22 protein-coding genes, 1 tRNA gene, 1 pseudogene and 1 riboswitch are annotated in these 23,329 nt (G+C 41.9%); of the genes and pseudogenes, 11 read left to right on the top strand and 13 right to left on the bottom strand.

The features are described 5' to 3' along the window. Positions 1-51 precede the first annotated feature (51 nt). The gene (locus H6G26_RS11340; protein WP_190729348.1) at positions 52-510 is read left to right on the top strand and encodes a helix-turn-helix domain-containing protein; all 459 of its coding nucleotides are present in this window, start codon (positions 52-54) and stop codon (positions 508-510) included. A gap of 117 nt (positions 511-627) precedes the next feature. Here the strand turns inward: H6G26_RS11340 and gatA are convergent, their stop codons facing one another. After that, a complete protein-coding gene (gatA, locus tag H6G26_RS11335) occupies positions 628-2,088 on the bottom strand; it encodes an Asp-tRNA(Asn)/Glu-tRNA(Gln) amidotransferase subunit GatA (RefSeq protein WP_190729347.1) in 1,461 nt (486 codons plus the stop codon). Positions 2,089-2,337: 249 nt separating this feature from the next. Here gatA and H6G26_RS11330 point away from each other — a divergent pair, with 249 nt between their 5' ends. The 3 genes from H6G26_RS11330 to H6G26_RS11320 all read left to right on the top strand — a co-directional run bounded on the left by H6G26_RS11330 (position 2,338) and on the right by H6G26_RS11320 (position 5,929). After that, positions 2,338-2,514 (top strand): hypothetical protein, encoded by a 177-nt coding sequence (locus H6G26_RS11330; protein ID WP_176727114.1) that lies wholly within the window; start codon positions 2,338-2,340, stop codon positions 2,512-2,514. A 176-nt stretch (positions 2,515-2,690) separates the two neighbouring features. Continuing rightward, positions 2,691-5,585, top strand: a complete 2,895-nt coding sequence (locus H6G26_RS11325) for a glycerol-3-phosphate acyltransferase (protein ID WP_190729346.1) — start codon at positions 2,691-2,693, stop codon at positions 5,583-5,585. Further along, the gene (locus tag H6G26_RS11320; protein ID WP_190729345.1) at positions 5,582-5,929 is read left to right on the top strand and encodes a cupin domain-containing protein; all 348 of its coding nucleotides are present in this window, start codon (positions 5,582-5,584) and stop codon (positions 5,927-5,929) included. The genes H6G26_RS11325 and H6G26_RS11320 overlap by 4 nt, the downstream gene beginning before the upstream one ends. A 105-nt stretch (positions 5,930-6,034) precedes the next feature. Here the strand turns inward: H6G26_RS11320 and H6G26_RS11315 are convergent, their stop codons facing one another. From H6G26_RS11315 to cobJ, 5 genes and pseudogenes are all read right to left on the bottom strand, one after another. Further along, the gene (locus H6G26_RS11315; RefSeq protein WP_190729344.1) at positions 6,035-6,391 is read right to left on the bottom strand and encodes a hypothetical protein; all 357 of its coding nucleotides are present in this window, start codon (positions 6,389-6,391) and stop codon (positions 6,035-6,037) included. Positions 6,392-6,862: 471 nt separating this feature from the next. Next, positions 6,863-7,357: a DUF4174 domain-containing protein gene (locus tag H6G26_RS11310; RefSeq protein WP_190729343.1), complete on the bottom strand. Its 495-nt coding sequence runs from the start codon at positions 7,355-7,357 to the stop codon at positions 6,863-6,865. Between the two features lie 169 nt (positions 7,358-7,526). Continuing rightward, positions 7,527-7,673 (bottom strand): annotated as a pseudogene (locus tag H6G26_RS11305) (GTP cyclohydrolase I FolE); the annotation flags it as partial. Positions 7,674-7,999: 326 nt separating this feature from the next. Continuing rightward, positions 8,000-8,194 carry a hypothetical protein gene (locus tag H6G26_RS11300; protein ID WP_190729342.1) on the bottom strand — a complete coding sequence of 65 codons (195 nt, stop codon included), beginning with the start codon at positions 8,192-8,194 and terminating at the stop codon, positions 8,000-8,002. Between the two features lie 314 nt (positions 8,195-8,508). Further along, a complete protein-coding gene (gene cobJ, locus H6G26_RS11295) occupies positions 8,509-10,242 on the bottom strand; it encodes a precorrin-3B C(17)-methyltransferase (RefSeq protein ID WP_190729341.1) in 1,734 nt (577 codons plus the stop codon). Between the two features lie 175 nt (positions 10,243-10,417). Here cobJ and H6G26_RS42495 point away from each other — a divergent pair, with 175 nt between their 5' ends. Together H6G26_RS42495 and H6G26_RS11285 are read left to right on the top strand one after the other, a co-directional pair. Beyond that, a complete protein-coding gene (locus tag H6G26_RS42495; RefSeq protein ID WP_190729340.1) occupies positions 10,418-10,666 on the top strand; it encodes a helix-turn-helix domain-containing protein in 249 nt (82 codons plus the stop codon). Then, the gene (locus H6G26_RS11285) at positions 10,663-11,337 is read left to right on the top strand and encodes a BglII/BstYI family type II restriction endonuclease (RefSeq protein ID WP_347242456.1); all 675 of its coding nucleotides are present in this window, start codon (positions 10,663-10,665) and stop codon (positions 11,335-11,337) included. Before H6G26_RS42495 ends, H6G26_RS11285 begins: the two co-directional genes overlap by 4 nt. 11 nt (positions 11,338-11,348) lie before the next feature. Here H6G26_RS11285 and H6G26_RS11280 read toward each other — a convergent pair whose 3' ends face one another. The 3 genes from H6G26_RS11280 to H6G26_RS11270 all read right to left on the bottom strand — a co-directional run bounded on the left by H6G26_RS11280 (position 11,349) and on the right by H6G26_RS11270 (position 14,686). Beyond that, positions 11,349-12,458: a site-specific DNA-methyltransferase gene (locus tag H6G26_RS11280; RefSeq protein WP_190729339.1), complete on the bottom strand. Its 1,110-nt coding sequence runs from the start codon at positions 12,456-12,458 to the stop codon at positions 11,349-11,351. A gap of 298 nt (positions 12,459-12,756) precedes the next feature. Next, complete coding sequence (locus tag H6G26_RS11275; RefSeq protein ID WP_190729338.1) at positions 12,757-13,146, bottom strand: hypothetical protein; 390 nt, start codon at positions 13,144-13,146, stop codon at positions 12,757-12,759. A gap of 40 nt (positions 13,147-13,186) precedes the next feature. Then, on the bottom strand, positions 13,187-14,686 hold the full coding sequence (locus tag H6G26_RS11270) for an acyl--CoA ligase (RefSeq protein ID WP_190729337.1): 1,500 nt from the start codon (positions 14,684-14,686) through the stop codon (positions 13,187-13,189). 223 nt (positions 14,687-14,909) lie between these two features. Here H6G26_RS11270 and H6G26_RS11265 point away from each other — a divergent pair, with 223 nt between their 5' ends. From H6G26_RS11265 to H6G26_RS11255, 3 genes are all read left to right on the top strand, one after another. Beyond that, complete coding sequence (locus tag H6G26_RS11265) at positions 14,910-15,986, top strand: glycosyltransferase family 4 protein (protein ID WP_190729336.1); 1,077 nt, start codon at positions 14,910-14,912, stop codon at positions 15,984-15,986. Positions 15,987-16,052: 66 nt separating this feature from the next. After that, complete coding sequence (locus tag H6G26_RS11260) at positions 16,053-16,829, top strand: WecB/TagA/CpsF family glycosyltransferase (RefSeq protein ID WP_190729335.1); 777 nt, start codon at positions 16,053-16,055, stop codon at positions 16,827-16,829. Between the two features lie 600 nt (positions 16,830-17,429). Continuing rightward, complete coding sequence (locus H6G26_RS11255) at positions 17,430-18,572, top strand: BMP family ABC transporter substrate-binding protein (protein WP_190729334.1); 1,143 nt, start codon at positions 17,430-17,432, stop codon at positions 18,570-18,572. Between the two features lie 39 nt (positions 18,573-18,611). Here H6G26_RS11255 and H6G26_RS11250 read toward each other — a convergent pair whose 3' ends face one another. Further along, complete coding sequence (locus H6G26_RS11250; protein ID WP_190729430.1) at positions 18,612-19,355, bottom strand: cobalt-precorrin-6A reductase; 744 nt, start codon at positions 19,353-19,355, stop codon at positions 18,612-18,614. Further along, positions 19,355-19,774, bottom strand: a complete 420-nt coding sequence (locus tag H6G26_RS11245; protein ID WP_190729333.1) for a DUF1636 family protein — start codon at positions 19,772-19,774, stop codon at positions 19,355-19,357. Before H6G26_RS11245 ends, H6G26_RS11250 begins: the two co-directional genes overlap by 1 nt. A gap of 21 nt (positions 19,775-19,795) precedes the next feature. Beyond that, a riboswitch (cobalamin riboswitch) is annotated at positions 19,796-19,960 on the bottom strand. 265 nt (positions 19,961-20,225) lie between these two features. Here H6G26_RS11245 and H6G26_RS11240 point away from each other — a divergent pair. Further along, positions 20,226-20,299, top strand: a tRNA-Val gene (locus H6G26_RS11240). A gap of 69 nt (positions 20,300-20,368) precedes the next feature. Beyond that, positions 20,369-20,692, top strand: a complete 324-nt coding sequence (locus H6G26_RS11235) for a restriction endonuclease subunit S (protein WP_190729332.1) — start codon at positions 20,369-20,371, stop codon at positions 20,690-20,692. 611 nt (positions 20,693-21,303) lie between these two features. On the opposite strand, the gene H6G26_RS11230 is transcribed toward H6G26_RS11235, so the two are convergent. Both H6G26_RS11230 and H6G26_RS11225 read right to left on the bottom strand, forming a co-directional pair. Continuing rightward, entirely contained in the window at positions 21,304-21,738 is a 435-nt protein-coding gene (locus H6G26_RS11230) for a hypothetical protein (protein WP_190729331.1), read from the bottom strand. Positions 21,739-21,825: 87 nt separating this feature from the next. Beyond that, a complete protein-coding gene (locus H6G26_RS11225) occupies positions 21,826-23,196 on the bottom strand; it encodes a hypothetical protein (RefSeq protein ID WP_190729330.1) in 1,371 nt (456 codons plus the stop codon). Positions 23,197-23,329 lie beyond the last annotated feature (133 nt).

Raw genomic sequence — 23,329 nt, 5'->3', positions numbered from 1 at the left:
TTAAGTCTTCTCACTATATGAATAGAGAATTAGCCCATACAGGAGAAGACAGTGACGCTCTTAAACCAAGCTCAAGTAGAGCAGCTAAAAGAAATAACCACACAATTGCGACAAGTAAGACAAGAAAAATCTATATGTATAGAAGAAATAGCCGCAAGAACACTGATTCGAGCAGGTGTTTTGCAAGCTTTAGAAGAAGAACGATTTGAAGAATTGCCTGAGCCTATTTTCATTCAAGGATTCATCCGTCGCTATGGAGATGCTTTAGGACTGGATGGAAATGCTTTATCACATAGTCTTATAAGCAATGTAGTCCGTCAAGACTCCAAGAATGATCATAATAATTCAGACAACAAATCAAATACATACATACCTCTTGCCCTCACCTACATTCTATTATTAGTAGCTGCATCTACGGGTCTTTTATATATACTTAATCCACCACAAATTACATCTGAATCTCTGACTCCAGAAGTCAATGGTCAACAGTCAATGGTCAGTAATCAGTGAGTGGGGGAGATGGGGGAGCAGGGGAGCAACGGAGGCAGGGAGCAGGGAGCAAGGGAGAAAAGTTTTCCCCTCTGCACCCCGCACCCTGCCCCTCTGCCTCTTCCCCAATGCCCAATTTCAAGATATTTGCGGTTTACGCAGATGCCAAGTAGTGGATTGCTCATAAGCGTAAGCTACTTGAAACAGTAGGTCTTCTCGCAGCACATTGCCAATTAGCTGTAATCCTATCGGTAGCCCCTGATCATCAAAACCGCATGGCAAACTTAAACTAGGTAAACCAGCAAGATTCACAGGAATAGTCATCAAGTCAGTTAAATACATACTCAAGGGGTCAGTAGTTTTTTCCCCTGCTTTGAATGCTGTAGTGGGGGATGTGGGACAAACTAACACATCAACTAAGCCAAAAGCCTTTTCAAAGTCTTGCTTAATCAGGGTGCGGACTTTTTGCGCTTTCAGGTAATAAGCATCGTAATAGCCAGCCGAAAGTGCGTAAGTACCGATCATAATCCGGCGTTTGACTTCTGTACCAAAACCAGTGGCACGGGTGCGAGTGTACATCGATAACAAATTATCGGCATCAGGAGCGCGGTAACCATATTTAACGCCATCGTAACGAGCTAGGTTTGCTGACGCTTCTGATGGGGCGATGATGTAGTAGGTGGGTAAGCCATAGCGAAAGCGAGGACAGGAAATTATATGAATCTCTGCTCCCAAACTTTGTAGTTGGTCTACTGCTTTGGTAACAGCTTGTTCCACAACAGAGTCTAAACCTTCACCAAAAGTTTCTTTGATGATGCCAATTCTTAGCTGACCTCTGGGTTTGAAGTCTGGTTTTAAGCTGGCGGCGTAGTTGGGAATGCCAACTTTAAGGCTGGTGGAATCTTTGGGATCGTAACCTGCGATCGCACTTAATAATATTGCCGCATCTTCTACTGTGTTTCCAAATGGCCCAATTTGATCCAAAGATGAAGCGTAAGCCACCAAACCATAACGGGAAACCAAACCATAAGTCGGTTTCATTCCCACCACACCGCAAAAAGATGCCGGTTGCCGAATCGAACCGCCAGTATCAGAACCGAGAGCAACTACACATTCTTGAGCCGCCACCGCCGCCGCAGAACCCCCAGAAGAACCACCTGGAACTCGTGACAAATCCCAAGGATTAGCCGTGACTTGGTAGGCAGAGTTTTCTGTGGAACTACCCATCGCAAACTCATCTAAGTTAGTTTTGCCTACCATTATTGCCCCAGCATCGGCCAGTTTTTGCGTCGCAGTCGATTCATAAGGCGGCACGAAATTTTCTAAAATCCGAGAGGCACAGGTGGTAGGGATTCCCTTAGTACATAAATTGTCCTTGATCCCAACAGGAATGCCTGCTAGCAGCCCAATTTCTTCTCCGGCAGCAATTTTGGCATCTACAGCACCCGCCTGCTCTAATGCCCGTTCTGCCGTAACACATAAAAAGCTGTGCAATTTCGGCTCTAACGCTTGAATGCGGTCTAAAGCTTCTTGGGTAATTTCAACGGCAGAACGTTCTTTTTTAACCAGTTGTTGGTGCAACTCGCGGATGGATGCCATGATTGCTCTCTTTGTTACTCAAGTCCTTGATTTTAGTACATATTGTAATTTAGTTACAAAATCCTTAGCATTTTCAGCTTTGCCCTCTGCTTGTTCCCCATGCCCTATGCCTCATCATTGTAAAAATAGGACTAATACCTCCAAAGAACTAAGCAATTGTGGTGATGGAAAAATTGCCAAGCAGAAACAAAATAATAGGAGGAATTTAACATCATCCGTAAATAGAAGGACTACAATCAAAACGGACAAATGTTTCATGCTCCAACAACAGAGGATTACAAAGCTATGTCCGACTTAAATCGCGGAATTATGAAATTTGAGGGTGCAGATTCCCCAAAAGTAGTCACTATCTCTACCGTGTTGCTTCTGGGATCGATCGCTGCTCTCATAATTTGGGCGCTGCAAGCTGCCTATGCGCTAAACTAAAACCATTAGTAACCTAGAAGGACACTTGTCTTAAACGGTTTCCGTCGTAGCCAAGTGTCCATCCAGGAACTAGTAAATAAAAACGCCTTTATAACCATCAAAAATTTCAGAAAAACTTTAGATTTTAGATTTGAGGTTTTAGATGGAAAATTTAAATCTAAAATCCAAAATCCAGAATGTTTGAACCTTGGGGTGTCTTAGTTATTTTAATCGCCTGCCCCCTCTTGGGCGGATTACCCCTGATTGCATGGATAACTTACGCGTTAACGCGCAAGCAATTATCAGAAGTTGGTACAAAAAACATTAGTGTATCAGCTGCTTTTTATCATGGCGGTAGGTTTGTAGGAATTCTGGCAGTCTTGTCAGAAGCTTTTAAAGGAATTGCAGCAGTCTTACTCACCCGCCTTTTCTTCCCAGAGGGATCGTTTTGGGAATTGATTGCCCTCATTGCTCTGGTAATAGGTAGATACTGGATAGGCAAAGGAGCAGGTACGACAAATGTCGTCTGGGGATTTGTTGTACATGACCCATTAGTGGCAGTATTTGTATCTTTCTTTGCAGGTATTAGCTTTACAATTCTGCAATCGAGACAGGTAGTCAAATTTGGGGTTTTGCTTCTCTTTCCTCTGTTTGTAATAGTTCTGCATATTAGCGATTACCCCAGAATCTTTGCTGCTGTGGTCTTGGCTGGTTTAATGGCCTGGATTTATGCAAAAATTCCAGATGATATGAATCTGCCAGCCCAAGAGGCACAAACAGAATCTCTTGCGATGTTGGAATTTTTACGTGGCGACCGCGCGATGGTTTCTTTAGATGAAGAGTTGGATGCTGCCATTGTCGGAGAAAAAGCGGCTACATTATCTCAAATTAAGCGCTGGGGTTATCCAGTGCCGAAGGGGTGGGTACTTGCTCCAATCGACGATCCTGAAGGATTGACAGAATTTCTCCAACCATCAGAATTATCTCCCTTAGTGGTGCGTTCTTCTGCCATTGGAGAAGACTCAGAACAGGCTTCGGCTGCTGGGCAGTATGAAACAGTTTTAAATGTTACCAGCTCAGAGGCATTGCAATCAGCGATCGCCCAAGTTCAAGCTTCCTACAATCATCCATCTGCCGTGCAATATCGGCGCGATCGCGGCTTAAATGATACAGCAATGGCTGTGTTGATTCAACAACAAGTCCAAAGTGTATATTCTGGCGTTGCTTTCAGCCGCGATCCCATTACTCAGCAAGGTGATGCGATCATTATTGAAGCCCTTCCAGGCAGCCCAACACAAGTCGTTTCGGGAAAAGTTACACCAGAACAATATCGCGCTTTTGTCATTGAAACAGAAAATTCTTCCTCTGTACAATTAGAGGGTCAAGGACGAATCCCACAAGCATTAATTAAGCAAGTTGCATACCTAGCCTACCAACTCGAAAAACGTTATCATGGCACTCCTCAAGATATTGAATGGAGTTACGACGGACAAACTCTGTGGGTGTTGCAATCTCGACCAATCACTACTTTACTGCCCATCTGGACACGCAAAATCGCTGCCGAAGTGATCCCCGGAGTAATTCACCCCTTAACATGGTCAATTAATCGTCCATTAACTTGTGGAGTGTGGGGGGAATTTTTTACTCTAGTTTTGGGCGATCGCGCCTTGGGGTTAGATTTTAATGAAACAGCAACTCTGCACTATTCCAGAGCCTACTTTAATGCATCTCTCTTAGGGAATATCTTTCTCCGTATGGGATTGCCGCCGGAAAGTCTGGAATTTTTAACCAGAGGAGCTAAATTGAGTAAACCATCCTTGCAGTCTACCTGGGAGAATTTGCCAGGACTAGGAAAGTTGCTAAGGCGGGAATTAAGTTTAGAAAAGGACTTCAAGGAAGATTATCACAAACGCTTCGTTCCTGGTTTGTCGGAGTTGGCGCAGGAAAATGCAGAGAACTTGGAACCAGTTAAGCTGTTGGCAAGAATTGACTCTATTCTAGAGTTGCTGCATCGAGGAACGTATTACAGCATTTTAGCTCCCTTGAGTGCTGCTCTGCGGCAGGCGATTTTTCGGGTGAAGGATGGGCAAATTGATAATAGCGTTACTCCAGAGGTAGCGGCATTGCGATCGCTGAGTGCAATAGCAACAGATGCCAAGCAAGTATTGCTTGAGTTTGAGCCACAGCAAGTATTTGAGCAATTAAAGCAAACCCCAGACGGAGAAAAGATCCTGCAAGAATTTGACGAGTTGCTTCAGGATTACGGCTATTTAAGTGAAGTGGGAACTGATATTTCCGTTCCCACCTGGCGGGAAAATCCCCAGATGATTAAGCAAATGTTTGTGCAGTTAATGCAGGGTAACGAACCACAATCAGGCGCTAAAGACGCGATTAATAGCATTTTTGCGGGTAAGCGCAAACGTGGATTTGTGCAACGGCGTGTAGATATCAAAGGACGAGTTACCGAAGTTTATTCCCGGCTTTTGGCTGAATTGCGTTGGAGTTTTGTAGCTTTAGAGAAAATTTGGTTAAAGTCCGGCTTACTCCAGAAAACGGGAGATATCTTTTTTCTAGAGTTTGATGAAGTGCGGCGTTTAATTGTAAGTGGAGATTCCAAGTTAATTGAGGAGTTGGATAAGTTAGTGGAATCAAGGCGATCGCAATTTCTCCAAGATAGCGAGTTCATTCAAGTACCCCTTTTAGTGTACGGCAATGCACCCCCTCACCCATTAGCTCCCTCTGCCCTCTACTCTGACCAATTCTTACAAGGTATTGGAGCTAGCCACGGGCAAGCTGAAGGTAGAGTGAAGGTGTTACGAAATTTACAAGACGTGCCAGACATTGATCGAGATACGATTTTGGTAGTACCTTACACAGATTCCGGCTGGGCCCCATTGTTATTAAGGGCTGGAGGATTAATTGCCGAAGTTGGCGGACGGCTTTCTCACGGTGCGATCGTAGCTCGTGAATATGGGATTCCCGCAGTGATGGATGTTAAAGGCGCTACATGGCTCCTGCAAGATGGTCAACGGGTAAGGATTGATGGCTCTAGGGGTATTGTGGAATTATCCAACGATTTAAGACCCGAATGATTACCACTTCTCTAAAAAACTTGCCAGAAGAATCTGTTTCTCACAATGCCGAAATCAAGAAAAAGGTGATGCTACGCTTCGGCGATTTGCCTCACCTAACTAACTTTTCTCAAGCACGTTTTGCCCCTGGACAAAGCGCATCAGCACACGTACATCAAGATATGTGTGAAGTATTCTTTGTAGAAGCTGGTTCGGGAGTCATTCACGTTGATGGTACAGAATACCCTCTGCTTCCAGGAAACTGTGTAGCGATAGAACCGGGAGAAGTACATGAAGTTGTCAATAGTGGTTTCACTGAGTTTGTTTTGACCTACTTTGGTTTGCGAGTGGAAAAATCAGCGTAATTATTTTGAATACAACATATTAGTGAGGGCATAACAATGTTATTGTTATGCCCTCACTAAAGTTTGCGGAATGTGGGTTATAAACAAAGGTAAATTTGTAAAATCCTAATATACCAAGGGTGTCGCGCCGCGCATCTGACGTAAAGAATTTATACAAGCAGGACAATCACAGCCAAATAAGTCGATTGCCACATTGCTTTCTTCGTCATTGAACTCCAGCATAGGAGCATCTTCTTGAGAAAACTCTATTTCACGCTGATAACTAGGAATTTGAGCCAATACAGAAGCTCTTGCACATACTAAACCCACTTTATGTTTATTGCGTATACAAGATAGACTATCTGTGGTTTTAGCTTCTGGTTGTGCCTCTATAGCTTGTGCTTGATTGAGCATTACTCCCATAGAGAGAATAGAGCTAATCATTACAGGGGAAGAAAGCAAACTCAGTATGAATTTGTTCATTGGTTTCCTTAAAAAACAATTGCGATCGCTTAAATTATCCGATTAAATCTTACAGTGCAAGTAAAGCGTATCAGGAATATCACGAGTTGTAGCATTTGGTGGCTTCTCCTCTGCTTCTTGAGCAATCCCATAGCTAACTAAGGCTGATGCGGAATTAGACCCGTGTTCAGAGCCTTCCGCTTAACTTAGAAGCTCGGAAGTATCGCCGCAATCCAGCGCCTGCTGATAGGCTGGACGCGTCTAAATACGACCCAGGAAAACCATAAGCTTCGGATGCCTCGCATCCAGATGCCTACACTTTGAAAGAGCTAATCTTAACTACAGCAATTCTAGTTAAGCTAATCGTCATTTAAATTGCACCATTTTCATGGTAATAAAACCTGCAAACCCTCTCCCTGCTCCCTGCCCCCTGCCCCCCTGCTTCCTCTGCCTCCCCTGCCTGCCCCAATTCATCCCACTGTTCTGCAACGCCTACTTTCTGCGTCGCTGTTGCATTTCTTGCTGACGCATAGGCATAGCATCGATTTCCTCAAAAATTGCTGTCGCTTGCACTGGTGTAGCATCACTTCGCTTAACACCACCATCTTTACCCACCAAAATCACGCGGAAATTTTCTTTGTCAACACCAAAGGAGTCGCGCAACTTGGCAGCAGAAGACTCATCTATTGGCTGTCTGTTGACATAGCTTTCATTTGTTGCCAACACCTGAACGAGAACTAAATCCCGCTCTGCAAAACCTCTGTTATGCTTTTGCAATAGTTGCATTTGCTGCTGATAGATATGGTTATCAACAGACAATGCAAAAACTATTAGCACACGGTTTTTCCATTTTTGGGAACTGAGGTTAAATGAAGACATTTTGATGGCATGATTGGTCGAGCTTTGGGCAGTATCAGCTTTGCTAACTGGCGATAGAACTACACACGCTAATAGTAGGGGAAGTGTAATTAATACTGAATTATTCACAATGGGTTTTTATTTATTTTCTATCGTCTCAACCTATCATTATCCCCACTTTTTCTGTATCTGTTGATAATTTGGCATTAGGTAAGTAGCTTGGTGAAAATCACTCAAACTATAACAGGCTGATGGTTCGTCAAAATCTAGCCTGAAGATCCCAAAATTTTCCCTTCAAACGGTCTGGATCTTCTCCTAATCCAATCAGCAAAGTACGCACAGCCTGCATCATTTGGCCTTCTGTTACAGTTTGCTGTTGCATAGTTGCTAAAGATGACAGTACCTGATCGGCAGAAGTTAGATCGGGACGAGTCGATAGAGTCATTTTGTAAGTTCTGTGGGAATATTTGGTAAATTAGCTTGTTGTCAGATGCCAGTTGCGAGCAACTCCTGACTCGTAACTAAGTGTAAAGTTCTGTTACCCTTCTTAATAAAACCAAACATTTTGTCAGCTATGGTGAACTGCCCAAATGTGTAAATTAGTGTTGTAGTCTAATACTGCTCGATTAATGGGAAAAGGAAAGATGAAACCCCTTTTGGTGATAAGGGGCAGCTTGTATTGGGGACAGAAAAAAGCTTTATCCTAAACCCAATTGGGAGTTGAAAATACACAAATTCAAAAGTATTGAAACATAGGGGCGGGGCGCGTGCTTAGTTATTTGCTAACTCCCTAACCTCAAGTAGTTCCCGCTTTACAAGCAGTATCCCTAATTCTTTGCGTTGGCCCTTTGAGTCAATGAACGCAAACCGAGCCTGCGCTGCATATTGGCAGGGGTGACTGTAGCGCATTTGCACCCCACGAAACTCGTACAGCTTTCCTTTGATGAGTTTTTTTGGCTCAATCATTTATAGTTCCTTCCTTTTGTTAAGTGATTTGTTTTACTTCATCAATCGCTTCAATCACTTCTCCCAAAACATAAAATGCATCTCCAATGTAGAGATAATTCGTAGCTAAACAACTCCCACTTCACCATTGAGACTGAGGTGGGAGTTGTTTATTTTCTATTCCTATTTTCCTGATCATTGATGAAAATTATCTCTGCTGATAGTAAGACTTGCCCCCAGCAAGGAAATACCCAAGAAGGTGGAAAAACTTTTCACCATAGTTCCCCATACGGTTCAGTTAAGCCCGGATTTCCCTCTGCTCTCTTCAGCGCTTATCATACCTGCGGTTCGGTATAGCGACGCGGCGTATAAACCCAGATATTATCATCGTTGCGCTTGATGGTTCGGGTTTTTGTGGAACCAACGAGAATAATTGTCCGCATATCAGCGCTTGCTGGTGTTAACTGGTCAAGTGCGATCGCTTTCACTGTTTGTCCTGGTCTACCGAGATTTTGCGCCAGCACTACTGGTGTATCCGGTCTTCTATGTCGCAGCAAAATATTTCTCGCTTCTGCCAGTTGCCAGGTACGCTCTTTGGAAACAGGATTGTAGAAAGCAATGACGAAATCAGCCTCGGCAGCAGCAGCAATTCGTTGCTCGATCGCAGACCAAGGTTTCAAGATGTCAGATAGGGAAATAACACAGAAGTCATGCCCAAGGGGCGCACCAATGGCTGCTGCTGCTGCCTGCATAGCTGAGATGCCTGGGGCTACATGAATATCGATGGTGTCCCATTCGGGTTTAGCATAGCGATCGCACACTTCAAAAACTGCTGTTGCCATTGCATAGATACCGGGATCACCAGATGAAACTACAGCTACATATCGCCCAGTTGCCGCCAAATCAAGGGCCATTTTTGCCCGTGCTTCTTCTTCGCGGTTGTCGGACTCATGCCGTTGCTTGCCATTAGCCAGAGAACCAACTAAATCTAAATAAGTTTTATAACCCACTAGGTCAGTTGCCGACTTGAGTATCTCCCTCACTTCTGGAGACATCCATTGCAATCCACCAGGGCCCGTGCCAATAATCGCTAACCGTCCGCGTGGTTGACCGATGATGTTGGGGTCAATTGGTTGAGGGGCAATGGCGATCGCTATCTGGGGAGATGAGACAGATAAGGGGGATGTGCCTGTGGCAGCGATCGCTACTGCTTGGGCGGGGCTATAACCTTGTGATAACAGACTTTCTAGCTGATTTGGGGTAAAAAAGCGGGCAGGCACTCCTAAGGCGCTAGCTACGGCGTGGATTGCGGGATCACCTGCGGCGGTGATGGGTGCAAATATCCCGGCGACTGATGCTTTTTCTAGTTTGACATCAACTAGTAGCTGCTGTACTAAAGTGACTGCATCATCAATGGTGTCATTAATTGCGATCGCGATCGTTGCTGGGTGGTAGACAAGACAGTTGGCTGTAGGAGTCACCAAACGTTCCGTAACTTGAATGGTCAAATCTCCCTGTGGATCTATGGGCAGTTTACTATGGCTCAACCAAGGTGCTGTGCCTTCTAATTTGACTTTTGCCCCGGCTAGCAAATCTGAGATAAATTTCTTAGCATCCTCTGGGTTTGCTAAATGGTATCCGGGGGGAGGAGACAACAGCGTTGTGCCTAAACGTAAATCGCCTGTGGTCGTAATTGCAGCCTTGACATCAAGCGCTTCGGCAATGCGACGGGCCAAATCGTTTACCCCACCAAGTCCGCCCAAGAGGGGGACAACAGCACTACCATCTTCAGCCACAGCTAGCACTGGTGGTTCCTGTTGTTTATCCGAGAGTACGGGAGCTAGCGTCCTAATTAAAATGCCGGCGGCACAAATGCCAATTAGCGGCGTTCCTTGGGCAAATAACTCGCGCAACGTCTCGCCAAAGTTAGTAAAGCTGACATCAACTCCAGATGTGCGATCGGCTAGACCGTATAGTGTCGCCCCTGGTAGGATGCTGATGATTTTGCGTGCTACTGTCACGCTATTTTGACCTAGTATTACAATAGCGGGTGCTACGTTCATTATCATAAGTAGATATCTTGCAAAATTTAATATCCTTCAAATAAAAGCACAGATTTAGATATGCTTAAAAACCTATTTTGGGTTTATCCCATATTAGGTTTTAGAATTTAACAGAGTTTAGGAATATGTACTAACTCTCATTGAGATCGAATAAATCATCGCCAGAAAAAGGCAAGCGAAAGTGCCTAAATCAGTTTTCAGCGAAGAGTACAATCGGTTTTGCCAGCTACTTATCGAAGCCCGCAAAGCTGCCAAGCTCACTCAAGCAGAGTTGTCAGCAAAGCTAGAGCTTCCGCAATCCTATGTATCAAAGTATGAACGTGGAGAGCGTCGTCTTGACGTAATTGAATTTTTACAAGTTGTCCAGGTTCTTGAAATAGATCCTCTTGCTTTTATCGAAGAACTGTTGAAAGACCAAAAGGAGGCATAATAATCATTATTCAATATGTTGACTTTAACGCAGCAGATACAATCATTAATACCCAATACCAGAAGGAATGGCATGAGATTAGTACTATTCTCACTAGAATGCCTTTGCACATCAAGGCTTCAGATCAAGCTGGAATTCAGGGTAATGCAATATTTGATCCAGTAGGTACAAACGAATACATTAAAGCAGCCTTTCTTCATGATAGTTGGCAATCAAATATACCTATTCCAGCACCTTATAGATTTTTAGGTACAGATGTTGATTTTGCAAAAGCTGGTATCATTATTGAAATTCAATTTTCTAACTATCCCTTTCTACTCAATAACACTTTACGCTCAGAATTGTTCTTCAAAGCTAAAACTGAATTTGTTGGATACCCGACTAATTTGGTAATTATAGTGACAAAGGCTCTGATGTTTCCTGCTTCTAATAGCACTCTTTATTATGAGCAAGCTGTTAATCAGTTAACAGCGTTGGCTAAAAACCAAGTTTTTGATGTACCAATCAGACTTATTGGATTATTTGAACAACAAAATACAATAGTGCCCATAATCTGGACTGAGTATTTATTTAAAAGATATTCTAGAACTGTGAATACTAGAGTTAGTCGCCAATGCGAAATAATTGCTGGACGTTCAGCCCGTAGTCGTTCTCTGCTTCGCTTATTGTAAGAATTTCTCTATTAACTCCATAATCTCAATTCAGTTTGTTCTACTTCTTCTATTTTTTTTACTATTGGATTTTGCAAAGAGGTCTTTTTACCATTGCCATTAAGATTTGGATCTACTGGAATCTCTTCACCTCTTAAATTAGCTGCAAAAGCAGATTCTTCATAGATTAATCTATCTTCCATTTCTTGCAAGTGATACTCTTCTGGATAAATTTTTGCTTTACTGCGTTCTGAAGCTTTATTTCCTACTTGCACGTCAAACTTAAATTTATCAATAGATTGACCAGTTTTTTCAACATAGTCGCGCAATGTTTTTAAATTGGGAAAACAACCATTTTTATCTGGATTGCCACTAAGACGGCGCAACGCTACTTGATGATATTTTGGTTCAATTTCTGAACCGATAAAATGGCGTTCATGATCTCTTGCAACCACTGCCGCAGTACCAGATCCAATAAATGGGTCTAAAACAATATCATTTTTGTTGGTTGTAGCTAATATAATTCTAGCTATCAAGTCTTCTGGAAATTGGCAGGGATGTATAGTTTGTTCTTCATGATTATGTTTAACATTCCGAAATAGCCAAATATCACCAGGATTTTTACCTTCTGGATTGCATGAAAGTTCCCCCTTCCGATTTCCTCGATAATGTTTCTTATTTTGATACTTTTGCGGAACTCTAATAGCATCTAGATTAAATTTATAATTATCAGATTTAGTAAACCAAAGAATAGTTTCATGTCTACAAGAAAACTTTTTCTGGGCATGAAGACCATGTTGCCTAGCCCATATAATTCGGTTGCGAGGAATTAATCTGCATGACTCTAAAATCGGAAAAAAGCGAATATCCAGAGGAATCAGCATTCCTCGGTCAGAAAAAGCACCAACTTGCCAAAATAGCGAACCTGTATTTTTAAGAATCCGGCTACATTCAAGTAGAACAGCTGTTTGTTCTGCCAAATAAATCTCAAGAGCCTGCCTTGATTCGTATTCTTTGCCTAGATTATAAGGTGGAGAGGATACAACTAAGTCAACACATTCATCTGGCAGATTACTAAGCAGTTGTAAGCTATCCTCTAAGAGAATCTGATCTAAGGGTAGATTCTCTCTATTAGTCTTCATTACTATACCTACCTTGCAACTAATACTAGACTTTCGTCATCATAACCTATTTTAGGTTATTAACTAGTTCAACGTCTTCGGGTAGAGAAAGTCCTTGTTCTTCCTATTCTTCCTGAATCATTTCAAAAACATAGACAAGTTCAGCATGGGCGGGCCTCATCTGGCGTTTGTCCCCAAGCGTGACAACCGATAACAGTGGTGCAGTCTTGTAAAGGCTTCATCGGGATGGCCGCTAGTTTGAGTTACACCTTTAATTTACAACGATCGCATCTTTCAAAAAATGCGATCGCTTCTTGTTTCAATTAGCTTTACGCTCTTTAAGGACTTGATCTAGCAAGTTTCTCGCAGATTGCGCTTTAGCTAACGCTATTTGATGGTCATTATAAGCCCGAACAAGGCGAGAAAGACTGCTCACACCTGTCTTAAGTTGCTCAAGTTCTTCACCAGCAACCAGTTCACCATCAAGCATCCGCCCGATTAACGGTTTGATATCGCCCACTTCTTGCCGGACTTTTTGGAGCTTTTCTAGGCTACTCAGTAAGGTTTTGAGTGAGTTCAAGATGTCGTCAATATCCTGGATATCCTCTACTACTTCCGGCGAATCTTCAATTGTCTCTGTATCTTCATCTGAAATTGTAGGTAATTCCTGTGCAGACATTTCAGTTTTAACCCCGTTTGACCGTGCCATCAAAGCTTCCTCAAGGAATTTTCCTTAGTGTATCGCTGATTTAGCTTATGTTAAGCAATTTCGCCATAGCTAACCGTTGCAGTTTCCCAGTAGCACCACGAGGTAGTTGCTCCAAAATGTGAATTTGTTTAGGAACTTTGAAGTCTGCCAGCATGGTTGAACAGTGAGTTAAAAGTTCTTTTTCACCAGCTTCTGCTTTGAGGACAACAGCAGCATGGATATCTTCTCCTAAAGATTTGTGGGGGACAGCAAAAGCTAAAGCTTCAGCGACGGCGGGATGGCGCAGCAAAACATCATCCACTTCTAAAGGAGAAATTTTTTCCCCACCCCGATTAATCAATTCTTTAATGCGTCCAGTCAAGCGGAGGTAGCCGTCTGCATCCAATGTACCCTGATCCCCTGTGCGGAACCAACCGTTTACAAAAGCTGTGGCGTTAGCTTCCGGGTTGTTTTCGTAGCCATCTATAACATTGGGTGCTTTTACCACCACCTCGCCCAAGCTTCGCTGAGATAATAAATTGCCTTCAGAGTCCATAATGCCGACTTCCACACCGAAGCCATAACCGACAGTACCCGGTTTCCGCACTTTTGGCGGTAGGGGGTTGGTGGTCATTAAGTGAGATGCTTCAGTCATACTGTAAGATTCCACGACGGGAGCATTAAGAGTTGCCTCTAGTTGTTCAATAATAATCGGTGGCAAGGGAGCGCTACTAGAGCGAATAAAACGAAAACGGTTGGCTTTGACAATTTCTGTGTTGCGGCTAGCGCGGGCTAAAATTGTCTGGTGCATGGTTGGCGCTGCGGAGTACCAGGTAGGTTTGTAGATATCTACCAATTTCCAAAACTCCAGGGCATTAAAACCATTGGGACAAATTAATGTGCCGCCTGATGCGAGAGTTGACAGCAAACATCCCACCAAACCGTGAATGTGGAACAGGGGCATTAGGCAAAGTGTAGTGTCATCTGCTGTGAGTGAGTAAGCACCAATGATGTTGTTAGCTGAGGCGATTAAGTTACGATGACGAATCGGCACACGTTTGGGACGGCTGGTGGTGCCGCTAGTGTGGAGAATCATCGCCAGATCATCAGACTGAGGCAAGGGAGATTTTAGCTGGGAGCAAGCGGGAAGTTTCTCTTTGACTAATTCAAAACTCAGTGTACCGTCAGTATTTACCTTGGCATTAATCAGCATCATGTCGGGTGTGACGGCGGCAATAGCTGCTTTTGGCGACTCAGATAGCGTAATCAGTGCTTTTGCTTGGATATCTTCGTAGTAGAAGGTAAATTCTTCTTGTTTGTATTTGGGATTTAAGGGTGCAGCAGTGCCACACAGGGCGGCAGCCAAAAAGGTAATAGCCATTGGTGAACCGTTAGTCATGGCAATGGCAATGCGTTCGCCTCGTTTTAATCCAAAGCTGTTGAGTTGCGATACCAGTCCAACAATATTCTCGCGCAATTGCTTATAGGTTAGCGATCGCTCAGACGGCGTAACTAGGGCAGGATGATTGTCTTCCCCTGCTAAAAGCTCAAATAAGTTCATTAGTTTTCCGCCCTGTCAACAGATAATTCAATCAGTTTTAAGAATAAAGTACACGCCACGGGTAAACAACGTTTAGCCCGGCCTTTGCGACATGGTAATCTTTATTACACTAAAGCTCTTAATGACTATCATTGACAAATACATAACTTAATCATAGTTTAAGTAGAATGTGCTGTACATAAATATTTGATGAATTTATCTACCCTAAATAAGCTCTTTTGTTATGAGTCCTATAAAGATTACTATGTTAGGCGAAAGCTTGGAGCGGCAAGGTGGAATAGTTTCCGTGCAAAAGCTCATCCTTGAAGAAGCCACTGAAGCTACTTCTGATATTAAATTTACACATATAACTACTTTACCCAATGGCTCTGCTCCCCAAAAAGTATTAGTGTTTGTGCAGGCAATAGGGGAGTTATTTTGGAACTTATTAAATAATAAAGCCGACCTAATTCACGTTCATGTTTCAGAGAGAGGTAGCGCTTTTCGTCACTCAATCACTAGTCTTATTTGTTGGCTATTTAAAAAACCGCTAATTATTCATGCTCATAGTGCTGACTTTCATTTGTTTTACTCTGAGCTTCCCCAATTGCTTCAGAAATGGCTCAGTTGGTCTTTTAGTAAATGTACCCGTTTTATTGTTTTATCAGATAGCTGGAAAAAATTTTATATCGAAAATCTTGGTTTGAAGCCAGAGCAAGTTATTGTTCTACCTAACGCGGTAAGAATTCCCGCCCAAATTCCACAGTATGTAGATTCCAACGAGGTATTTTTCTTATTTTTAGGGCGCATTGGTCAGCGCAAAGGTGCATTTGATTTAATTAACGCATTCGCTTCTATACCTGCCGAAGAGAAAAGTAAAGCAAAGTTGACTATGGCAGGGGATGGAGATGTAGAAAAAGCTCGTAGTTTGATTCAAACTCTAAATCTTGTTGACCACATCACTATCCTTGATTGGGTAGACAAAGAAAAACGCGACGAGCTTTTAGGTAAAGCTGATGTATTTGTTTTACCTTCTTACAACGAAGGTTTGCCGATGGCGCTACTAGAAGCAATGAGTTGGGGTTTAGCTGTCATAACTACTAAAGTAGGAGGGATACCCGAAGTAGTTACTCAAAACCAGAATGGTTTATTACTTAATCCGGGTAATATTCAACAGTTGTCAGAGGCAATGCAATCTTTAATTGCAGATAAAAATTTGAGAATATCTCTAGGAAATAATGCACGGGTTAGTGTTAAACACTTAGATATCAACAATTATCTTGCATCCTTAAAATACATTTATGCATCAGTCGTAGGTTGAAAGCCATATTCTGAAGATAATTGATTGCCCATAAGTTTGTCTAAAGTAAACAAAAAGGAAATAACAATGGATACAAAAACTTTCCCTGAAATCAAGTTGTTTGATACAAGATTCCATAAAGTTAAAGTACAAGAACTAATCGATTATTTAGTAGAATCAGTCAAAACCCCCAAAAAGACAATTGTAGAAAATGTAAATATTAGAGCAATGAATTTTGCTTATGAAAAGCCTTGGTATCGAGACTTTTTAAATAACGCAGATTTAGTATTTTGCGATGGATTTGGTGTATTGTTAGCGGCTAACTTAAGTGGTTATTCTCTGGATTCTGCACATCGCATGACAGCACCAGATTATATAGAAGATTTAGCATTGAAATGTGAAAAAGAAAATATCTCATTATTTTTATTAGCTGGAAAACCCGGGGTAGTCGATGAAGCAATTACAAAGTTAGTATCAATTGCACCTAACCTTCGGATAGGCGGACATCATGGTTACTTTGATAAATCAGGAAAAGAGAATGATTTAATAATAGAAAAAATTAATAATTTTCGACCAGATATTTTATATATTGGTTTTGGTATGCCATTACAAGAAAGGTGGATTTTAGATAACTTCAATAAAATTGAAGCTCGTGTATTTTTACCTTTAGGCGCGTGTCTAGATTTTTATACTAACTCTACATATCGTGGCCCCGAGTGGCTGACGAATAATGGCTTCGAGTGGTTAACACGCCTAGTTACTGAACCTACTCGTCTATGGGATCGTTATATTATTGGTAATCCATTGTTTTTTTATCGTCTATTTAAGCAAAAAATTGCTCAAAAATTGGTAGCAAATCGCTAAGAGGTTGTTTGAAAAGTCCTGTTGTCGGTATAAAAGGTTTTAGATACCTCTAAATCCACGCCAGATGCAATAAGAGTGGCTCGCCTTAAAAAGGGGGACTTTAACTCCGGTTCCCCTCTAAAAAAGGTGAGTTAGGGGGGATCTAAAAGTGCCTATCACAGCGAAACACTTTTCAAACGACCTCTAAGGAAACTTTCTCGAAATAAGAGACTTCCAGTAAAAAGCATCCCATCCCTGCGGGACGCTTTGCGAAGATAGGGGCGCACATCTGTCATAGGTATCAACTTAACGTGAATGGCATTATACCTAGTACTTACGCACTGTATAAATGCATCGTGATGCGAATTATCTAAAATAAGAAGTTTTCAGGCTTTTCTTAATTATCCTGCGATCGCACTTTTATCAAAAACTGGCTTTAAATATCTGCTTTCTGAAAAAGAGTTTTGATTGTCTATAATATTACCATCATTTGACTTCTTTATTAAGTAAGTTGACGGCAGAAATAAAAAGTTAAAATTAAGTAAATAGCTAATCTAAACCGTGTCTGCCATTACCAGCAATCATAAAAATCTTTTTAATGGGTAAACCTATTAATAAAATATGGATCGTCGGAATTTTCTAAAGTATGTCACTTTAGCAGGATCTAGCTTTGCCTTAAATAGTTGCTCTCAAGGCAAAAATTCCAAATTGCAGGGTGAGGTATCTCCCTCAGCGTCGCCTGTAGCGGTAAACGAACCTCTAAAGGTGGGATTTGTTTATGCCGATTATGTAGGCGATTTTGGCTGGACTTATGCCCATGATTTAGGTCGCAGAGACATGGAAGCCAATCTTCAAGATAAGGTAAAAACTACCTTTGTGGAAAATGTCAACGAAGGTGTTGAAGCTGAAAGGGTAATTCGCCAACTCGCATTAGATGGTAACAAGTTGATTTTTACAACTTCCTTTGGGTACATGAACCCAACAATTAAAGTTGCCAAAGACTTTGGTGATGTTGCCTTTGAACACTGTAGAGGATACAAACGTGCTGCCAATGTTGGCACTTATCTAGGGCGCTTTGAAGAACCGCGTTACTTAACCGGTATGATTGCTGGCAAGATGACAAAATCAAATGTAATTGGTTTTATTGGCGCATACCCAATTCCAGAAGTGATTCGGGGAATCAGTGCATTTACTCAAGGAGTAAGGTTAACAAATCCCCAAGCAAAAGTTAGAGTACTTTGGGTAGAAAGTTGGTACGATCCAGCTAAAGAAAGAGAAGCGGCTCAAGCTTTGGTCAATTTAGGTGCGGATGTACTGACGCAGCATATCGGTTCTGGTGCTGTTGTCCAATTGGCACAGGAAAAAGGCATTTATGCTTTTGGCTACAACACTGATATGAGTAAGTTTGGTCAAAAAGCCCACCTGACATCAGCTATTAACAGATGGGGCAAATTCTATACAGATAAAGCCTTGGCTGTAATGAGTAATACTTGGAAGTCCCAAGAGGTTTGGGATGGCATTGCTCAAGGAATGGTAGATATTTCCCCAATGAATCAGGTAATTCCGGCGGATGTGCAACAACTGGTGAATGCGAAGCGGGATGAGTTTATTCAGGGTACTGCACATCCTTTTGATGGCCCGGTGAAAGACCAAAAAGGGGTGGTGCGAATACCAAAGGGTAAGGTTTTGGATGATCAGGAACAACTGGCGATGGATTGGTATGTTGAGGGAATTGAAGGGTCAGTTCCCAAGGGTAAATTTTAGCACTTTTAAAAGTCTGAGCGGTGGCTTTTGCCTTTTCCACTAGTCGCGCAACTTGTCAAATAGCCATGCCAAAGCACCATCAACATCAGTAACTTGCTCACCTGGCGGTATGGCTGGACGATTTACCATAACAACGTTTACGCCCAGTTCTCGCGCTGCAATAATCTTGGGCTTTGTTGCATCGCCACCGCTATTTTTACTTACGATGGTATCAATCTTGTTATGAATCAGGATTTGCCTTTCATTATTGAGGGTAAAGGGCCCGCGATCGCACAATATTACTCCTGGTGGCACTAAAGCATCATCTGTAGGAGGGTCAATCATCCGCATCAGAAACCAAATTTTCTCGCAGTGAGCAAAGGCGGCGAGTTCTTGCCTTCCAACTGTCAAAAATACCCGCTGTGCCTGGTTTTCCAGAGATGCTGCTGCGGTTTCAATAGTGTCAACTTCAATCCAGCGATCGCCACTTTCTTTTTCCCAAGGGGGGCGTATTAACATCAAATGGGGTACTCCCACTTCGGTTGCAGCATCTGCTGCATTGAAAGAAATCTGAGTAGCGAAAGGATGGGTTGCATCAATTAATAAGTCGATTTGCATTACTCGCAGATAACTAGCCAATCCAGCCACACCACCGAAGCCTCCAACCCGTAAATCACCCAACGGAGCTGATGGTTCACGGGTGCGGCCAGCTAAAGATGTGATTGCTTCTAACCCTTGGATATTCGCTACTTGGGCAGCTAATTCTGCGGCATCTCCCGTTCCACCCAGTATCAAAACGCGCATCATTGAGATAAAGGTGGAATCTTTGCCAAAATGCCTTTTTTCAGGGCTTCTGGACGCTCTGACCAAGGCAATAAACCATCTGCTTTGACATAGTACTGACTAGCACATTCTAATACCGCAGATGCACTACCATCAACAGCTAAATCACCAAACAAATATGTTAATTTGCCTTTGGCAGCAAAGGCGACTACACAGGAACGATTACAAGCACTCATGCATTCAACTTCTTGAATTGGGAATTTATCTCGTAAGTCCCAATCTTGTGCAAGCTGCTGAAGTTGGGATAGAAGTTTTTGACCGCCACTTTCACCTAAGCGTTTTCCATCTTGCCAAACGCTAGCACAAGTTTTGCAAACAAATAAAGTATGGTCAGCAACACCCAAGGGACTAGTTGGAGAAATATTTACAATAGTAGTCATCTGTACCTCGCAGATTTGTGGAACTAATTAATCTATTTCGGCGGGCATCCTGACTCACTCTATTTGGGATTTTAGATTACATCTCAAATTGGTTTACAGTTGCGGGACAGCGCCGGATTTGCACCGAACTTTCCCCGTTACCTCTGGTAGCTGCTCCCCACCAGAACCGAATAACCTTATCGATCATACACTAGGGTATCAAGGAAAAGGATATGACCAAAAATTGCTCAGGAGCGATCGCTTATTAACTACAGTACAGTTCTAAGCTAATTAACATTCAATCGTTAATTTAATTTTGTCGTCTAGTACCCCAAGAAGGCTTAATGGCAGAGGCTAGGGACTCTTACGAATATATTGATTCAGAATCAAATTGCAGAGTTTGCCTAATTTGCGCCTTTTATTTTGTGCATATTAGACAAATGTATGCTAAGATGATAAATCGTGTAGTTAAGGACGTATAGCTCAGTTGGTTAGAGCGCTACGTTGACATCGTAGAGGTCACTGGTTCGAATCCAGTTACGTCCATGTACATTTACAAATTGAATGTCGCTGTTCATGTGACTTCAAGCATAAGTTTGCCGCAACGGCAACTTTATGGTTGAAAAGTACTGCGGCAAACTTATGGGTTCTTGGCAACTTTTGGGTCTGGTTACACTAAATGAAGCTTTGACGGCATTTGAGGAAAGTAACGAAGCACTGACAGGTGTATTAAAACATATTGATTTTAATCGTCAAGCCGGTAAAAATCGGATTCCTGATGTCAAGTTGCGCGAACTAAGTACACGCAAAGATCCCAATATTACTAGAGATGATGTAGTCAATTTTCTGATTCCATTACCAGTTTTACCAGAACAACAGCGTATTACTGAGATTTTGGATACGGTGGATGAAGCGATCGCTTTTGAGATTGGTTTGTGATTCTCTTCACAGAAGTATCAATATTTTCTGATGCGAGGAAATCTAATAAGGTGATTCCCAGAAAACCGCAAATTCTGAGGAGGACATCAATCTGGGGTAAAGCTTTTCCAGTTTTCTACGTCCATACCGTATTTTTTGGTAGTCCAAGTAGACGGGCAAACCCAGCTATATTTCTATCGCAAACTATATCTATAGCTATACCAAGGGATTTTGCAATGTTTTCTTTTGGTAGTGGAGTTTTTAAATATGGGGTAGCAGCAATTAATTCTCCAAGTAAAAATTCAAGTTTAAACTATATAACTTCTGCATTGGGAGCAACCATCTCCACTAGCTGTTCTCACCTACAGATGATGGATTTTGTCAGTAGAATTTGTGTACTCAACAGTAGGAGTTGCTAAGTCGTGCTGGTTTATGTCCAGAAATACAACAGTTACCTTTAGTTAAGGAAGCGATCGCAATAGTACTAATACCGTTTCTTTGTGAAGCTGCATATATTTACCCCCCGGCTACGCCGTCCCCCCTTGTGAAGGGAGGACTGATTATGTGCATCTTCATACAGAATTGGTATAAAGACTTGAAAGAGCTATATTTTGATGATTTTACTAGCCTAATCAATCCCACGATCGCGTTAATGGATCAATTGGTATCTCTGGATCAATCTCAATCACGGTAATCTTGGCATTCTCCACCACCGTATTTCCCATGATTGTATTGTGCATTGCCTCAAACTTCGATTCTTCCTCAGCAATGCGTTCGTAGTGCAGAATTACATGGTAATGTTTGGCAATTGGTTCTCCAGTGTCTGATAGCTCTACTGTGTCCCAATCTATATTTTGTCGTTCTTCCGCTATTCGGCGATACTCATCGGCAAGTTGTTCTAAGGCGATGGCGATCGCGTGTTCCTTTGTTTGACCATAGCACTGTATATCCTCTTTGGTAAAATCGCTTGGAGACAGTGACATCTGACAAACATACTGTCCATTGTCTTGAGGCAGCACTGTGATCGTAATAGTTCCAGTTATGCGATCGGGGTTCACGTCAGTCATAATTAAACGTGCTGAAAGATTTAGGATAATATGCTCATAGCTAAATTGTAAGCGTAGAGGCAAAGCGCCTTGTCGTCAGACATCCTTCTATTCGGATGTTGCACGTTTGCGTTTTTCGAGTTCCGCGATCGGTAATAATAATATTTCCTCAATTTCCTCTCTTAAATCATCACTCGATACACAACTAGAATTTAAACAATCTACTAACAACGTGTTAACGTTGTAATATTTTTCAAGTTTTTCTTTTTGCTCAACATCAAATCCCCAATCATGACAGATATTACAATATTTGTTTACAATATGTATAATTTTGTTTGTTGAACCCCAAAGGAATTTGTAGCCAGGGTTATATATGCCTTTAGCTCTTCTTTCATACGTTGCTTTATATCTTGAGGGAAGGCATGTATTTCGTAATATCTCCCTGAGTTCAGGAGCCAGTTCACTATCGAGGGTATAGGCAAAAATATAATTTGTGCCAACACCAAGAAGCAAATCAAAAAATAAAGGCTTCTCAAGATTCATGAGATGTTGCACTAGATCGGCTTCAAGATCAATCGTAAGATAGTGCGGAATCCTGGAATCAAGACTATGACATAGGTGGCAGTACATAAGATCGCCATCAATTTCAAACTTAAAGTAAAAACATAGTTCAAGACTAAAGTAGAAAGAGCGAATAGCAGCTGATTTGTATGATGCCTTCACAGATGTAGATTTATTGTTTAACCATTCCAAAAATTTCTGTATTTTGTCGTCATAAGTTACAATTGAACAAATGTTTCTTATCATTAACTTAAGTAATAAATCTGCATTAGGCGATGTTTCCATTATCAACAAGAAAACTTCACGCCAATATTTTTTGGTAATTTGTTTGCTTAAGCTATTCCAATCCTTTTGTTTGCAAAAATATTTTGCAGCTAGGTACTCTTGAAACGTTAGATGTGAAAACGACCAAATTTTTTGACTTCTCTCAAGCAATAACCCATGCTGAGACTCGATTGCCCTCAACACTGCTCGACTATTTCGCCGCTCAATTCCCAAAAACTCTGCAATGTAACCCTCAATTTCTTCCTGCTCAAACAACACATACTGTGGTTGCTCAAACTTTTTCACTGCCAGATAACTAAGTAATTCGAGCTTCCGTTCCAGCGATAAATCTCGGTAAATCTCATCTCGCTCAATCTCACGTGACTTGTCCCACTGCTCTAGTAGTAGCTCTAACCCTTCCTCATAAAGCTTGGAACGCTTTGAGTAAAACTTGCCAGTTTGGTGAAATACAGCACAGGTCAAACTCAGCAAAATCGGTGTGATTGCTAAATCCCGAATTGCTATATTCGTTTCTAGAAAAAGCTGATTTAGAAACTCATGTGACCGTTTTAGTCCTGCTGACTCATCCTGTATGACTGCCTTGAACCAATGCTCGGCAAACGATCGCACCTGAACTTCATTAAAATCTGCCACTTCCACGAAGCTAAAACGCAGGGATTTCCAGTCAGGGCGAACGCATCTTATTTACTAATAAAAACTAAGAAAGATTTCAAAATGACATAAATAATTGTAGAAATTGAGTGAATGATAAACAAAATAAATCAAA

Source organism: Nostoc sp. FACHB-888 (assembly GCF_014696655.1).
GTDB lineage: Bacteria > Cyanobacteriota > Cyanobacteriia > Cyanobacteriales > Nostocaceae > Nostoc.
The sequence above is the reverse complement of the archived record's forward strand: the minus strand, read 5'-3'. Positions and strand labels throughout refer to the sequence as shown.